The sequence below is a fragment of the Rhodocytophaga rosea genome, from assembly GCF_010119975.1.
Classification (GTDB): domain Bacteria; phylum Bacteroidota; class Bacteroidia; order Cytophagales; family 172606-1; genus Rhodocytophaga; species Rhodocytophaga rosea.
Genome location: NZ_CP048222.1, coordinates 4906032 through 4920543 on the forward strand (window position 1 = coordinate 4906032; position 14512 = coordinate 4920543).

Sequence of the window (14512 nt, forward strand, 5' to 3'; positions counted from 1 at the left end):
CGGTAGAAAATCATAAAGGTAATTTTGGAAAAAATACGTATAGTTTTCAGGGCAGATGGAGGTACACAAATCGGACTGGGCCATATCAGCAGATGCCTGGCAATTGCCGGGAGGCTAAAGCAGAATTTTAATATCTCTTTTGCCATTCAGGAGCCCGGCCCACAACTGGTAACCCTACTAAAAGATGTATGTGCGCATATTATTCCTCTGCCACCTGGAGATGATTATCAGAAGGATGCAAAACAGTTTGCTGAGCATTTGCATGCAAACGATATAGTAGTTCTGGATGGGTATTCGTTTGATAGTACGTATCAGCTTTTTTGTAAAAAACACAGTTCTAAGGTAATATACATAGATGATCTACATACAATGCATATGTATGCGGATGGGGTAATCAATCACTGCGGAGATATTTCTCCTGAATTATATGATGGACAGAACTACACCAGATACTTTCTTGGTACAGCCTATGCTATCTTACGGGAACCTTTTCTTCAGGCAACTGCCATGAAAAGAACAATTAATGAGATTGATACACTTTTTATCAACATGGGTGGGGCTGATATACACAATTATAGTTTGCAAATTATCAGACACTGTGCTACAATAAGCTCTATCCGCCAGATATACTTACTAACAGGAAGTGCCAACCCACATCTTGCTTCACTTAAAAATTATATAGAAAGCGCCGACAATCAAAAGATTACATTACTGTATAATCTACAGGCAGGAGAAGTGTGCGATTATATGCTGAAATCGCAGGTTGCCATCTGTGCTTCGAGCGTAATCGCCTACGAAGCCTGTTGTGCTGGTGTAGGCCTGATCTTATATAAAACGGCTTCTAATCAGAATGACATATACCGGTTTTTAACGCAGAAAAAACTAGGCATTGGGGTAGAATCTCTGGAGTTACTTCCGGAAAATATTGAAGAATTCGTTGCTTATCCGCAACTCATAGCTGCACAGATCAATTTACAGAAAAAGTATTTTGATGGTAATTCATTAGTTAGAATTGAGGAAATTTTTTATTCATTGGTGAATGATTGATTTTAGAAAGGCCACTAGAGATGACCTGCACTTGTATTATGAATGGGTAAATGATAAAGATGTAAGAGCAAATGCTTTGAATCCGGAGCCTATAGCATGGGAAAACCATTACCAATGGTACCAGAATAAGCTGGCTGATTCTAATACCTTTCTTTTTGTATTTGAGCAGGACAATATCCCTGTTGGACAGGTAAGAATAGACTGCAGAGAGGGATTTGGATATATTGATTATTCCGTAGACAGGAATTTCAGAGGTAAGGGTTATGGCAAATCTATGCTCGGGTTAGTTATAAATTATTTACAAAAAGATGGCCGGGAAAAAGTATTATATTTGAAAGCAGTTGTAAAAACACAAAACATTGCCTCTGTAACCGTTTTTAAAAACTTGCATTTTTTACAATATGGAATTGAAAATATACAAAATAATGAATGTATTATCTTTTTGTACATGTTAAATAAAGATGGCCAGAGTCATATTAGCTAATTCTAATCCAGTACACAGAGTAGTTGAAAAAAATATCATAGAAATATTTTATGATATAAAAATTATCAATTCAAAAGAGGAGCTTACCCCGGAATTTATTGATTTGATCAATCCTGATTTTATTTTCTTTATACATTGGTCATACATCATCCCAGAGGTAATATATAAAAATTATACCTGTGTTGTCTTTCATATGACTGATTTACCCTTTGGGAGAGGAGGCAGTCCGTTGCAAAATCTGATCGTGAGAGGATTTACTGAAACGGTTATTACGGCAATCCGGGTAGAGGCAGGGATAGATACAGGTGATATATATTTAAAAAAACCTTTAAGCCTTCTTGGAACAGCTGAAGAAATATTTTTAAGAGCGGGCCAGATAATGCTTGAGATGATAAAGCAGATTATTGCCCAGCCTATTGTTCCTGTTCCTCAGCAAGGAGAATCGGTTGTATTTAAAAGAAGAAAGCAGGAGGATAGTAATATTTCCGAGATTGAAAAATTAAGTAAAGTATATGACTATATACGGATGCTGGATGCAGAAAATTATCCTAAAGCTTTTTTGGAAAGCAAATATTTAAAATTTGAATTTTCACGGGCCACTTTAAAATCAGACTGTATTATTGCCGATGTTACAATCACTAAAAGATAAAAAAATCCTGGTAGTAGTAGCACATCCTGATGATGAGTTATTAGGCGTAGGAGCCACTATACATAAACTTATCAAAAGGTGTAATTGCCGTGTGCGGGTTATTATACTTGGAGAAGGTATCACTTCGAGGGCTAACCAAAGAGATACGAAAGCTTGGGGAAATGAGCTTGCCACTCACCGGAAAAATGTTTTTGCAGCTCAGAAAATTATTGGTTACGAATCCGTAGAACTTTATAATTTCCCGGACAATCGTTTTGATACAGTCGCATTACTAGATATAGTAAAAGTGATTGAGAAAGAGAAATCTGAATTTTTACCTGAAATTATTTTCACGCACCATGGGGGTGACACGAATATTGATCATCGCCGCACTTTCGAAGCTGTTATAACAGCTTCACGCCCGCTCGAAAAAGAAACAGTAAAAACAATTATTGCTTTTGAAACCCCTTCTTCTACAGAATGGCAGGCATCCAATTATCCAAATCCTTTTCTCCCAAATCTGTTTTTTGAAGTAGATAAAGGAGATCTGGATGCAAAAATAGCAGGAATGGAAAATTATGAGTTTGAGAAAAGACTATATCCACACCCACGGTCTCCGGAAGCATTAGAAATTCAGGCAAAGCGTTGGGGAGTTGTGGTTGGAAAATCATATGCAGAAGCTTTTATGTTAATAAGAAGTATTATATAAATAAGTAATGAATAATATTAGAATCAACCATATCGAAGTGGGCCTTCATACCAAGCCATTTATTATTGCTGAAATGTCAGGTAATCATAATCAATCGCTGGACAGAGCATTAGCCATTGTAGATGCCGCTGCTGAGGCAGGCGCTCATGCTATTAAGCTCCAGACCTATACAGCCGATACCATGACCATAAAAGGCGCCTATACCATAACCGATGAAAATTCTTTGTGGAAAGGCAGAGAACTTTACGAATTATACCAGGAAGCCTATACACCCTGGGAGTGGCATAAACCTATATTTGAGCGGGCCAAAGAAAAAGGTATACTCGCTTTCAGTTCTCCTTTCGACGAAACGGCTGTGGATTTTCTGGAATCTTTAGAGGTGCCTGCCTATAAAGTAGCTTCTTTTGAAAATACAGACTGGCCTCTTCTAAAAAAGATTGCTGCTACTGGCAAGCCTGTTATTATGTCTACAGGCGTTTCTACCTTAGCTGATATAGACGAATCTGTACATATTTTGCGTAAGGCCGATTGTAAAGAATTGATATTATTAAAATGTACCAGTACCTATCCGGCCACTCCAGAAAATACAAATCTGCTCACCATTCCGCACATGGCCCAGTTATTCAATTGTATGGTAGGCCTTTCTGATCATACGATGGGAATCGGAGCGGCCATAGCGGCTGTTACCCTTGGTGCCAGGGTCATTGAAAAGCATTTTACCTTACGCAGGGCAGATGGTGGCGTAGATTCTACTTTCTCTCTCGAACCTGAGGAACTGAAGTCTCTGGTGGTAGAAACAGAAAGAGCTTTTGATGCCTTAGGAAAAATCCAGTATGGCATTCAAAAAGCAGAAGAGAAAAGCAAACTGTTTAAAAGGTCTATTTATGTAGTGAAAGATCTGGCAGCAGGAGAAAAACTCACGAAAGATCACATACGCATCATACGGCCCGGCGATGGATTGGCACCGAAGTTTTATGACCAGGTAATAGAAAAAAAAGCCCGGCAAGCCATAAAAGCAGGTACAGCCCTGGCCTGGAACATGATTTAGCAGATTATTTAATTTGTCTTCCCCTCTATGAATAGCAGGTATTATCGTCATTCACTCCTTTACATAGTTTATGTACTACTACTATGCTGCTGTAAAAAAGAGGAAGATAAGTATCTGTATGGTTATAATGCCTTTCCGGATATTTGCAGGCTGGCCGATGGACGTATTGCCTGCGTTTTTTACCAGGGGTATTCTCATACATCCCTGCCGGAACAAAATACAGCAGGATACATGGGAGGAAAGATTATGATCGCCTATTCAATGGATGAAGGTAGAAGCTGGTCTATACCGGAAGTGTTGATCGATACGCCTAATGATGACCGGGACCCTTCTATTACTCAATTATCTAACGGAGATATACTGGTTAACTATTTTATTGTTAACGGCGAGGGTTTTGAATCATATGGCTTATGGACTGTGCGTTCTACAGATGGAGGCCTCCGCTGGTCGCAGCCTAGTTTGTTGAGCCAGGATTATTTTGCTTCCTCGCCCATCCGGGAATTATCCAATAAAGAGTTAATACTCGGCCTTTATTCTTATGCGGAAAAGGGTGTGTACGGTGCCTCTGTCCGCTCCATTGATACCGGCAGAACATGGCAGCAGGCTGTCCGGATCAGAAATCTGCAAGACCTGGATTTTGATGCGGAAACTGATATTGTAGAACTAAATAAAGACTCTTTGTATGCCGTATTGCGAACTAATGACCAGAATCGTAATATGCATTTTACTATTTCTACGGATCATGGGGCAAGCTGGCAGTTAAGCCAGGATATTGGTTTTCCCGGGCATTGCCCGTACTTGTATAAAGCTACAAATGGCGTTTTATTTCTGGCTTCCAGGATTCCAAATACCTGCATTCGCTATTCCAAAGATAATGGCAAAACGTGGAGTAAACCTTATCTTGTTGAAAATTCAATCGGAGCCTATCCCAGCATAATTCAATCGGTTGACGGCTCATTTTTAATCAGCTATTACGATGACTTTAATGAGTCGAGAAGGTCTGTAATAAAATTCAAAAGGTTTACTTTTACCGGTAATACGATATTGTTCAATACACAATTTTCCTCTCAACTGCGCTAAGTGATCCATAAACTTCTTTCCCTCTCTTTATTCCGTTCTACAGCGGTATATACGATAGCTAATATAGTAAATAGTTCTATTCCCTTCCTGTTAATACCTATACTCACCAGATATCTTACCAAAGCAGACTATGGCATTATTGCCATGTTCCCAGTAGTAACCAACTTACTTACTCCGCTTATTGGCTTAAACACCCATGTGGCCATCAGTATTCAGTATTTCCACCAGGATAAAATCGATCTTCCTAAATTCGTTTATAATTGTTTTCTCATTCTGCTGGGCACTTCTGTAGTTACATGCCTGTTTTTTTTTCTGTTCAAAAACTTCATCAGTGACATGAGTCACTTTCCGCTACAATGGATCTGGCTTTTTCCGGTTTTCTGTTTTTTTCAATTCATCAGCCAGGTACTACTAGTACTATGGATCAACCAGGCCCAACCTGTAAAATATGGTATTTTTCAGGTGCTTCAAACCGTACTTAATTTTGTATTATCACTGGTTTTAGTAATTGAAGCAGATTTCGACTGGAGGGGAAGAATTATTGGACAAGCGACTGCTACTATTTTAGCCGGTTGTGTGGCTTTATATATTATTTATAAGAGTAAGCTTATAAAACCTGAACCGGACATACCATACATAAAAAAGGCAGTAAGGTTTGGGTTGCCTCTGGTGCCTACTACGCTGAGTGTATTTGTAATTACCATGACAGACCGGATATTTATTACACAGATGATAGGGGTGAGCAGCACTGGTGAGTATGCTCTAGGTTACCAGATTGGAATGATTCTGGGAATACTTTCCGATTCATACAATAATGCCTGGGGGCCCTGGCTATTAAAAAGCCTGAAGGAAAATAAGTTAGCTGTAAAAATTAAAATTGTTAAATACACCTATTTATATTTCCTGGCACTTATCTTTGCCGGCCTATTTATATCCCTTTCTGCACCCTGGTTTTTTGACCTGTTCATAGGGAAAGAGTTCAGAAATGCGACGATCTATATTATCTGGATTGTTATGGGATTTGTTTTCAGCGGCATGTATAAGACAGTGTCCAACTATATTTATTTTATAGAAAAATCACAGATACTGATGTGGATTACAGTTATTGCTGCCGTTTTGAATATTATACTCAATTATGTGTTTATCAAAGTAAATGGGGCGGTAGGTGCCGCACAGGCTACTACCGTAGTAAATTTTGTTTTTTTTCTTTTAACTTGGCTGGCAGCAATAAAATATTTCCGGATGCCATGGTTTAGTTTCTTCAAAGTAGTTAAGTAACGTATGCTGTCATTCCTGAAAAAATTAACAGAAACCCTTCTCTCTTTTCTGTTTATCCTTAAAGATTCCAAGTTTAGCACCAAAGTAAAAAGTATTTCCGGCAGGTCTGGGCAGGTGATTGTATTGGGTAATGGACCGTCTTTCAGAGCGGATGTAGAACAGTATAGCAGCTTCTTTCAGGATAAAGATATTATATGTGTTAATAATTTTGCAAATTCTCCCTACTATGAAACTCTCAAACCCTATATGTATCTCTTTCTCGATAATATGTACTGGCATAAGGAGATTTTGAGTGAGGTAGAAGCACAGATCATGGCTACTTTTGAGTTTGTGAATAATAAAACCAGCTGGCCTGTTATTCTGTTGTTTCCTTTTCAGGCACGTGGCTCAGAAAGATTGAAGGTGTTTACTAATCCTAATATCCAGACTTTGTTTTTTAACCATACCCCAGTTTCTGGATTTATAGGCATCAGGCACTGGCTGTATAAACGGAACCTGGGCATGCCAAAAGCCCAGAATGTATTGATAGCTGCTTTATTTGTAGGTATTAATATGGGGTATAAAAAAATATACCTGTTTGGGGCCGACCATTCCTGGCACCAGACGATAGAATTGAACAGCAAGAATATGGTATGTTTCCGGGATTCACATTTCTATGATAATGATGATGCACACCTGATTCCTTTTTATAAAGGGTATGCAAACCAGGATACGTTTACCATGCAGGAATTATTTGATGCATTTGCCACTATGTTCAGGGGGTATGATATGCTTCAGGTATATGCTCAATCACTTGGCTGTAAGATCTATAACTTTAGTTCAAAAACATTTGTAGATGCTTTTGAGCGAATAAAGCCAGAGCAGTTACAATCATTTCTCACTTCTGAGACATTACTAAAAAAGGCAAATAATTAATCTCTGCGATAATATCATAACATATCTAGCTCAGAGGGAAAAAATTAAATGTCGAAGTATCAAACAGCTATATAGACTCATTGAAACAATATAGCCCAAGCTTTTGGCAGAGATAAATGTAAACACTAGAAAACGTTAGAAAGGCAAATGAATAGATAGTGTAACTTGTATTTTATCATTTTAAAACCGGTAATTCTTTTCCAGCACTATATCAACCACTTGTTTCCACATGCTAAAATTTCCTGCTGTTTCCTCTCCCTCCCTGAATAAATTTGAACTTACTACTTCTTTATTTTTGGCATTGGTTTCTCTGGGCATGGTTCGCTTGTATGCCTTAGGACGCAGTGGGTACGAAATCTCTTACTCAGATTTAAATAATGTCTCAGGAATAAGTCTTTTTATTCTTTTACTACCAGCTATTATTAATTTTATTGATATAGCCCGCCTGGGAAAACATAGAAGCCAAACGATAGGGTTTAGTGCCCTGGCTACCTTAGCGGCCATTGCTTTTATCATATTTTGTTCTTTCCTTATACCCTTTATCGGATACTGGTTCTTGAGTATCGTAGCTATTATTGGACATGTTTTTCTGGCTATAGCCCTGTTTTTGCTTGTTACCAACAGCAGGCCGGCACAATGGCTTTTTGTAATTATTTTTGCGGTTCTGTTGCTGCTATGGTTATATGGAAGAGTTTATAGCAGTTACCATAGTCCTTTGTTCTTTGAAAATTTGTCGCTGGGCTTAGGACATATGGACACATTGTTCAATGCTAGTATTATGCAAATGATTAAAACCTATGGTATTCCCAGTACAGGCCTTAATGGAACTCCTTACTTACCTTACCATTGGGGTAGCAACTGGCTGTTTGCCAGGTTTTCTGTATTCTTAAACACTTCTGCTATTACTACTTACAACCTGGTATACCCAGCTCTGTTTCTCTGTCTATATTTTAAAGCCTCTATTTCTCTGTCTTATGATGTGGCCCGGCAATTATCTGGTAATATCCACAAATCTATGGGACCAGGAATAAAATTCTGGTTGTTTTTCCTGGTTGCTAATATCGGTTTTATGCCATCCGCTTTTTTACAAAACTGGGCGGTATGGGAATCCTGGATTGAATCAGAGTCATATGCCATTTCCTTGTGGTTTGTATTCCTTACGCTCTCCGTTATTTTATTTGTATATAATGCCACGATAGTTAACCGTTCCTTACAAACGAAAGCCCTGTTATTGCTAATCCCGGTACTTATTCCCCTGATAGGTTTATTAAAAGTGTCAGTTCTGGTTGTGGTGCTTTCAGGCTTAGTGTACATATTTATAAGAATGGGCCTTTTCCGCAATATCAGCTATTTGCTAATTATGCTGGCTACGCTGGGTTTGAGTTATTACATGGTTAAGCTTACGGCAAGCGATTTTATAGGCGAACAAGATAACTTTTATCCTTTTCACTTTATGAGAACGTATATACTTTCTAGCTGGAGGGGGCTTTTTTATTATGTACATTATTTCTGGGCAATTATTTACATAATTTTCCGGTTAAAACAGGCAAATGCCTTTACTTATAAAAGTTTACAAACCGCCTTTCATACCAATAGTCTGCTGGATGTAGAAGCACTCATTGTTATTGCACTTGTAGGCTTTATACCCGGAACACTGCTGAGAATTGGCGGAGGCAGTGCCTATTATTTTACAGATGTACAAGCCCGGCTGGCTATTCCACTGGTATTGAGTTTTGTGCTGATCAACAGCATACCTTCTTTAGGTAAGCAGGCAGATACTTTCAGTTTAACAAATTACCTGAAAAGGTATGCACTAGTTATACCCATGATCTTATTTTTACTGCTAACCAATATTTTTTCAAAGTTTGAAGATGCGGTAAATATTAATCTGGCCAACCGGATAAATCATGTGAGTTCCTACGCTGGAAGTAAAGGATATCTTCAGAATGCAACGCCAGATATAATTGCGTTTATTTCAGGAAATAAAAGTGCCATTAAAGATAAGCTTATAGACCTGAGAAATGTACCTTTTATAGGCATACAAGAGAATCCAAGGTATTTGCTCTATAAAAACCTGGCTGAACTTGATAAACTAGACAGAGAAGATAAACAGAATAAAATGATATATGTACCCCGGACAAGCACCTGGTTCTGGACAGAATCGTTTTCCAATCCTATTACAACACCTTTTATTATTCCGGCTTTAACCGGGATCAAATCTGTGGGAGGTTTGCCTGCTACCTTCGACTTTAATTTCATACTGGCTTACGGCTATCAGACGTATACAACAAGCCTGGAAAATAACGATTATAAATCTTTATCTGTGGATAGTGTCTGTAATTATGGCTTACAAAAAAATATACTAGCAAAAGAGATATTATTAATCGAACCTGAACAAAATAAGATCAGTACTTTACCTTGTAAACCATAATTACAGATTTTTGAGCAGTAAACCTCGGTAGAGAAAGTGTTTGATAGCAAGGTTTTTTTGTTAATATTTGCGCTATTTTATTTAGGGGTACAAAAATATAATAATATACTGCAGTTACTTTTTAATAAAATAGATGTTACCACTCGACTTCATTTAATAAATAGAGGCTGAGTAAAATAAATGGATTTAATTTTATATGGTAAAAATTGCGATTATAGGCTATGGGTACTGGGGCAAAAATCTGGTAAGAAACTTCTTTTCTCTTCCCCACTGTACACTTTATACCGTTGCAGATGCAGATCCTAAACGGCTCCAGTCATTAAAATCATTATACCCTGGCCTAAATTCTACAAGCGACATAGAAAGTATTTTTAAAAATCCAGAAATAGATGCAGTCGTAATAGCTACTCCTGTTTTTACGCATTATACCTTAGCTAAAAAAGCCTTACTGGCAGGTAAGCATGTATTGGTTGAAAAACCCATGACAGCCTCTGTAAAAGAAGCTGAAGAACTGATTGAACTTGCACAGAAAAAAAGTAAACTTCTGATGGTAGATCATACTTTTCTCTATACAGGTGCAGTTGAACGCATCAAACACATGATTGAAGCCGGTGAAGTAGGAAAAATCAATTACATAGATTCTACCAGAATTAACCTTGGACTTTTTCAGGCAGATGTGAATGTATTATGGGATCTGGCCCCGCATGATGTATCTATCTGCTTTCATCTGACAAAAGACTTGCCCTACAGTGTACAGGCACGGGGTATTTCCCATACAAAAAACGGAATAGAAAACATTGCCTATCTTACGCTCAACTACCAGACTAGCCTGATTGCTCATTTTAATTGCTCTTGGTCTTCGCCAGTAAAGATCAGACAAATGTTAATCGGAGGCGATAGAAAAATGATTTTATATAATGATATGGAGCCTACCGAAAAGGTAAAAGTATATGATACCGGCTTTGAGGTGAACTCGCATGAAGATAGAACAAAAATAATTGTGGATTACCGTATTGGTGATATATATACCCCAAAACTGCAAACTAACGAGGCATTAACAGGTATGGCAGGAGATTTTGTAAATGCTATTCTCTCCGAAACCGAACCTGTGTCTAACTGGAAGATCGGTCTGAAGGTAGTTAAAGTGCTGGAGGGAGCCTCAGTATCAATAAAAGCCAAGGGAAAAGAAGTTACATTGTAATAATAGCTCGAGCAAAACAGCGCATATGGAAATATTGAATATAAGTACTGATCGACAGGCACTGGCCAATGTAAAGGTCGGAAAGGATGTTAAAATTTATAATTTCGTAAATGCCTATGGCTGTACCATTGATGATGGTTCTAAAATAGGTTCTTTTGTAGAAATACAAAAAGGCGTAAGTATAGGTAAAAACTGTAAAATATCAAGTCATACCTTTATTTGTGAAGGAGTAGAGATCAGAGATGGCGTATTTGTGGGGCATAATGTTTCCTTTATCAATGATAAATTTCCCAGAGCTGTCAATAATGATGGCTCCTTACAGACTGAGGCTGACTGGCACCTGATTAAAACTCTGGTGGAAGAACATGCCTCTATTGGTACTGGTTCTACTATTTTAGGTGGAATTACTATTGGGAAAAATGCTGTTGTCGGTGCCGGAGCCGTAGTAACCAAAGATGTGCCGGCAAATGTGGTAGTAGCAGGAAACCCTGCAAAAATCTTAAAATACCTTAGCGAGCATGAATAAAGAAATTCTGGTTGCCCATAAAATCCCGTTTCTGGATCTCAAGAAACAATATCTTCAGATCAAAGAGGAGGTTCTGGTTAAAATTGAAGAAGTGCTGGATAGTACCCAATATTCAGGCGGTAAATATGTGGAGGACTTTGAAAATAGTTTTGCTGCTTATTGTCAAACTAAGTATGCCATTGGTGTGAACAACGGAACCTCTGCTTTGCATCTGGCTATGCTTGCTTTAGGCATAGGAAAAGGAGACGAAGTAATTATTCCTGCTAATACCTTTATTGCTACTGCCTGGGGGTTACGCATGCAGGCGCTACACCTGTTTTTGCAGATTGCCATCCACAAACCTGGCAAATAGATCCGGAAAAAATTGAAGAAAAAATTACCAGCAGAACCAAAGCCATTATCGGTGTTCATTTATATGGGCAGCCTTTTGATATAGAGGCTGTAAAAAAAATAGTAGATAAACATAAACTATTTCTGGTAGAAGATGCAGCCCAGGCGCATGGGGCTTTGTATAAAAATACACCGGTAGGAGGTTTTGGAGAAATGGCTTGTTTTAGCTTCTATCCCGGAAAGAATCTGGGCACCTATGGAGAAGGTGGCGGAATTACAACCAATACTACTTCGTATCAGCAGCATTTGCATAGCTTGCGGAATCATGGCTCTACCGTACGTTACTATCACGATGAAGTGGGTTTTAATATGCGGATGGGTGGTATCGAAGCGGCTGTTTTAGATATAAAACTAAAGTACCTTGATAGCTGGAATAACCGGCGAAGAGAAATTGCCGGTATGTATCAGCAGGGAATCAACAATGCAGCGATCACCTTGCAGCAACAGCCAGATTTTACCCGGTCGGTCTATCATTTATTTGTGATTACCACTGATGACAGGGAACGCTTACAGCAGCATTTGAACAAGCATCAAATTTTTCCGGGCATGCATTATCCGGTGTCTTGCCATTTGCAGAAAGCTTATGCAGACCTGGGTTATAAACCCGGAGATTTTCCACATGCAGAATATCTGGCTTCACATTGCCTCTCATTGCCTATGTATGCAGAACTAAGCAATGAGGAAGTAGAAAAAGTAATAGAAACTCTTAATATATTCTAATATGAAGTATTTCTTTCAAGATACTAATCAAGATGCAGCAAGCATTAGAGAAGAAATCTTAAAATACAGATCAACTTTTCTCATGAATGATAAGGAGAGGGCAATATTTCTGGAATTGCCAGAGGGCTGCCGTATTAGAGAAAATGCTAAAATATTTGCACCTTCTAAATTTAAATGTGGAACAAACGTGTGGATTGGTGAGGGAGCTATACTCGATGCTCAAGGAGGATTAGAAATAGGGAATTTTTGCCAGATAGGATTATATGTAATGATATGGTCACACTCTTCACACAAACAGGCACTAGCAGGAGAAACAACCATTTCCAGAGATAAGATTACTTATACTCCTACTAAAATAGGTAATAATTGCTTTATTGCAGGCCATAGTGTAATTTCTGCAGGAGTAACTATTGGAAATAATGTAATCATTGCACCTATGAGCTTTGTTGACCGGGATTTACCTGACAATAGTGTTTTTAGCAACAATAGAAAAATGAGAGAAATGGAACGAAAAATTGATTCCTTAGAAAAGGAACTCATGTTGATTAAAGCAAAATTATAACACAGTTCAGTAATATAATCTTTGTGTCCAGATAATTACCTGTATACTGGTTTAATGACGAAGTAGTATACCCGATTAATTTGATTCAACGTATAAAAAATATGAAAGATGAAGTTTCCGTTATCATTCCTTTTTTAAATGAATCTGAGAATATTCACTTTCTGACACATGCTTTAGACTCGTTTTTTGAAAAAAATAATAACCTCCAGCCTGAAGTTATATTCGTTGATGATGGTTCTGAGGACAATTCAGTAGAATTACTTAAAAAGTATACACCTCAATATTTTACCAGTAAAATAATTAAATTATCTAAAAATTATGGTTCCCATGCTGCCTTGAGAGCCGGCATTTTACATGCTCAAGGTAAATACATTACATTTATGTACGCAGATCTACAAGATCCACTTGAACTTGTAAATCAATTACATATGCTATGTAAACAAGGCAATGAAATAGTCTGGGCGGTGAGGGCCTCAACAGCATCAAACTTTTTTGAAAAAAGCTTTTCTCAGTTCTATGCTTTTATGATGAAAAAGTTTGCCATCCGTACTTTTCCTGAAAAAGGATTTGATGTAGTAATGTTCACTGGTAAGGTACAAAAGATACTAAATGAAAATATAGAGGCAAATTCTTCAATATTTTTACAAATACTTACTTTGGGGTTTCGCCAAAGTACCATTACTTATCATAAACAATCCCGGAAAGCTGGTAAGTCTAAATGGACGATCAATAAAAAAATCAAAATATTTATAGATTCCTTCGTTTCTTTTTCATTTGCACCTATTCGCCTGGTCACATTGATAGGTTTTGCAATGTTTTTGTTAGGCCTATTATGGACTTTATATATTATTGGCAGAAAGCTATTATTTAACGATCTGGAACCTGGATGGCCTGCCTTAGTATCCATCCTGATGATCGGATTCGGCATTACAAATATATCACTAGGAATTATAGCAGAATACCTGTGGCGTACTTTAGATGCCTCACGTAAAAGGCCTGTATTTATAGTAGACGAAATACTGGAGGCACCTGTACAATACAAATTAAGGAATGAAATATCAAAATAGTATAATATTATCAGCTTTATAGATATTATAGAGCAGGAAAAATAATTTCAATGATTTTTAAATTGTATGATATTTAAAACCATCTTATACATTTTTTTGTATGCCCTATTTAATGTGTCAGGTGCTGCCATCATTAAATTTAATTTAAAGGGCAAGAGCCTGAATACGGTGAATGAGTGGATTAGTTTAATAAATATACCCTTTATTGCTGCCTTTGCCCTTATCCTGATTTCGGCACTGGCTCTTTTTAAGGCACTTTCCTTAAATAACTTTTCGCTGATCATTCCAATTGCTACAGGTATTAATTTTATATTAACCATCTGTGTCGGCTACTATTTATTTCATGATAAACTTTCATTACTAAGTTTCGTAGGATTTGCCCTTATCATAAGTGGAATCATTGTTTTGAGTTTAAATAATTAATCA

At 37.6% G+C, this 14512-nt stretch carries 16 protein-coding genes; all 16 read left to right on the forward strand.

The window, feature by feature from the left end:
• Positions 1 to 24 precede the first annotated feature (24 nt).
• The 16 genes from pseG to GXP67_RS20410 all read left to right on the forward strand — a co-directional run bounded on the left by pseG (position 25) and on the right by GXP67_RS20410 (position 14509).
• Positions 25 to 1047 carry a UDP-2,4-diacetamido-2,4,6-trideoxy-beta-L-altropyranose hydrolase gene (gene pseG, locus GXP67_RS20340; RefSeq protein ID WP_162444828.1) on the forward strand — a complete coding sequence of 341 codons (1023 nt, stop codon included), beginning with the start codon at positions 25 to 27 and terminating at the stop codon, positions 1045 to 1047.
• Positions 1040 to 1531, forward strand: a complete 492-nt coding sequence (locus GXP67_RS20345; RefSeq protein ID WP_162444829.1) for a GNAT family N-acetyltransferase — start codon at positions 1040 to 1042, stop codon at positions 1529 to 1531. Before pseG ends, GXP67_RS20345 begins: the two co-directional genes overlap by 8 nt.
• Positions 1509 to 2180 carry a formyl transferase gene (locus tag GXP67_RS20350; RefSeq protein ID WP_162444830.1) on the forward strand — a complete coding sequence of 224 codons (672 nt, stop codon included), beginning with the start codon at positions 1509 to 1511 and terminating at the stop codon, positions 2178 to 2180. Before GXP67_RS20345 ends, GXP67_RS20350 begins: the two co-directional genes overlap by 23 nt.
• Positions 2158 to 2868 carry a PIG-L deacetylase family protein gene (locus tag GXP67_RS20355; RefSeq protein WP_162444831.1) on the forward strand — a complete coding sequence of 237 codons (711 nt, stop codon included), beginning with the start codon at positions 2158 to 2160 and terminating at the stop codon, positions 2866 to 2868. The genes GXP67_RS20350 and GXP67_RS20355 overlap by 23 nt, the downstream gene beginning before the upstream one ends.
• A 7-nt stretch (positions 2869 to 2875) precedes the next feature.
• Positions 2876 to 3916 (forward strand): pseudaminic acid synthase, encoded by a 1041-nt coding sequence (pseI, locus tag GXP67_RS20360; protein ID WP_162444832.1) that lies wholly within the window; start codon positions 2876 to 2878, stop codon positions 3914 to 3916.
• 27 nt (positions 3917 to 3943) lie between these two features.
• Positions 3944 to 4996 (forward strand): sialidase family protein, encoded by a 1053-nt coding sequence (locus tag GXP67_RS20365; protein ID WP_162444833.1) that lies wholly within the window; start codon positions 3944 to 3946, stop codon positions 4994 to 4996.
• Positions 4997 to 6274 (forward strand): lipopolysaccharide biosynthesis protein, encoded by a 1278-nt coding sequence (locus GXP67_RS20370; RefSeq protein WP_162444834.1) that lies wholly within the window; start codon positions 4997 to 4999, stop codon positions 6272 to 6274.
• A gap of 3 nt (positions 6275 to 6277) precedes the next feature.
• Positions 6278 to 7189 (forward strand): hypothetical protein, encoded by a 912-nt coding sequence (locus GXP67_RS20375; RefSeq protein ID WP_162444835.1) that lies wholly within the window; start codon positions 6278 to 6280, stop codon positions 7187 to 7189.
• 229 nt (positions 7190 to 7418) lie between these two features.
• Positions 7419 to 9620: a hypothetical protein gene (locus GXP67_RS20380; protein ID WP_162444836.1), complete on the forward strand. Its 2202-nt coding sequence runs from the start codon at positions 7419 to 7421 to the stop codon at positions 9618 to 9620.
• Positions 9621 to 9816: 196 nt separating this feature from the next.
• A complete protein-coding gene (locus GXP67_RS20385; protein WP_162444837.1) occupies positions 9817 to 10821 on the forward strand; it encodes a Gfo/Idh/MocA family protein in 1005 nt (334 codons plus the stop codon).
• 25 nt (positions 10822 to 10846) lie between these two features.
• A complete protein-coding gene (locus GXP67_RS37830) occupies positions 10847 to 11347 on the forward strand; it encodes an acyltransferase (protein WP_162444838.1) in 501 nt (166 codons plus the stop codon).
• Positions 11340 to 11699 (forward strand): DegT/DnrJ/EryC1/StrS family aminotransferase, encoded by a 360-nt coding sequence (locus GXP67_RS37835; RefSeq protein ID WP_197901544.1) that lies wholly within the window; start codon positions 11340 to 11342, stop codon positions 11697 to 11699. Before GXP67_RS37830 ends, GXP67_RS37835 begins: the two co-directional genes overlap by 8 nt.
• A complete protein-coding gene (locus GXP67_RS20395; protein WP_262890515.1) occupies positions 11696 to 12457 on the forward strand; it encodes a DegT/DnrJ/EryC1/StrS family aminotransferase in 762 nt (253 codons plus the stop codon). Before GXP67_RS37835 ends, GXP67_RS20395 begins: the two co-directional genes overlap by 4 nt.
• Position 12458: 1 nt before the next feature.
• Positions 12459 to 13019: an acyltransferase gene (locus GXP67_RS20400; RefSeq protein WP_162444839.1), complete on the forward strand. Its 561-nt coding sequence runs from the start codon at positions 12459 to 12461 to the stop codon at positions 13017 to 13019.
• A gap of 101 nt (positions 13020 to 13120) precedes the next feature.
• Entirely contained in the window at positions 13121 to 14086 is a 966-nt protein-coding gene (locus tag GXP67_RS20405) for a glycosyltransferase (protein ID WP_162444840.1), read from the forward strand.
• 66 nt (positions 14087 to 14152) lie between these two features.
• Positions 14153 to 14509 (forward strand): DMT family transporter, encoded by a 357-nt coding sequence (locus tag GXP67_RS20410; RefSeq protein ID WP_232064511.1) that lies wholly within the window; start codon positions 14153 to 14155, stop codon positions 14507 to 14509.
• Positions 14510 to 14512: the final 3 nt, after the last annotated feature.

Excerpts from the sequence above, each read along its gene's own strand:
- GXP67_RS20375 (WP_162444835.1), top strand. The coding sequence starts at position 6,278 with ATGCTGTCATTCCTGAAAAAATTAACAGAAACCCTTCTCTCTTTTCTG.
- GXP67_RS20410 (WP_232064511.1), top strand. The coding sequence starts at position 14,153 with ATGATATTTAAAACCATCTTATACATTTTTTTGTATGCCCTATTTAAT.
- GXP67_RS20355 (WP_162444831.1), top strand. The coding sequence starts at position 2,158 with ATGTTACAATCACTAAAAGATAAAAAAATCCTGGTAGTAGTAGCACAT.
- GXP67_RS20385 (WP_162444837.1), top strand. The coding sequence starts at position 9,817 with ATGGTAAAAATTGCGATTATAGGCTATGGGTACTGGGGCAAAAATCTG.
- GXP67_RS20350 (WP_162444830.1), top strand. The coding sequence starts at position 1,509 with ATGGCCAGAGTCATATTAGCTAATTCTAATCCAGTACACAGAGTAGTT.
- GXP67_RS20405 (WP_162444840.1), top strand. The coding sequence starts at position 13,121 with ATGAAAGATGAAGTTTCCGTTATCATTCCTTTTTTAAATGAATCTGAG.
- GXP67_RS37830 (WP_162444838.1), top strand. The coding sequence starts at position 10,847 with ATGGAAATATTGAATATAAGTACTGATCGACAGGCACTGGCCAATGTA.
- GXP67_RS20380 (WP_162444836.1), top strand. The coding sequence starts at position 7,419 with ATGCTAAAATTTCCTGCTGTTTCCTCTCCCTCCCTGAATAAATTTGAA.
- GXP67_RS37835 (WP_197901544.1), top strand. The coding sequence starts at position 11,340 with ATGAATAAAGAAATTCTGGTTGCCCATAAAATCCCGTTTCTGGATCTC.
- GXP67_RS20345 (WP_162444829.1), top strand. The coding sequence starts at position 1,040 with ATGATTGATTTTAGAAAGGCCACTAGAGATGACCTGCACTTGTATTAT.
- GXP67_RS20400 (WP_162444839.1), top strand. The coding sequence starts at position 12,459 with ATGAAGTATTTCTTTCAAGATACTAATCAAGATGCAGCAAGCATTAGA.
- pseI (WP_162444832.1), top strand. The coding sequence starts at position 2,876 with ATGAATAATATTAGAATCAACCATATCGAAGTGGGCCTTCATACCAAG.
- GXP67_RS20365 (WP_162444833.1), top strand. The coding sequence starts at position 3,944 with ATGAATAGCAGGTATTATCGTCATTCACTCCTTTACATAGTTTATGTA.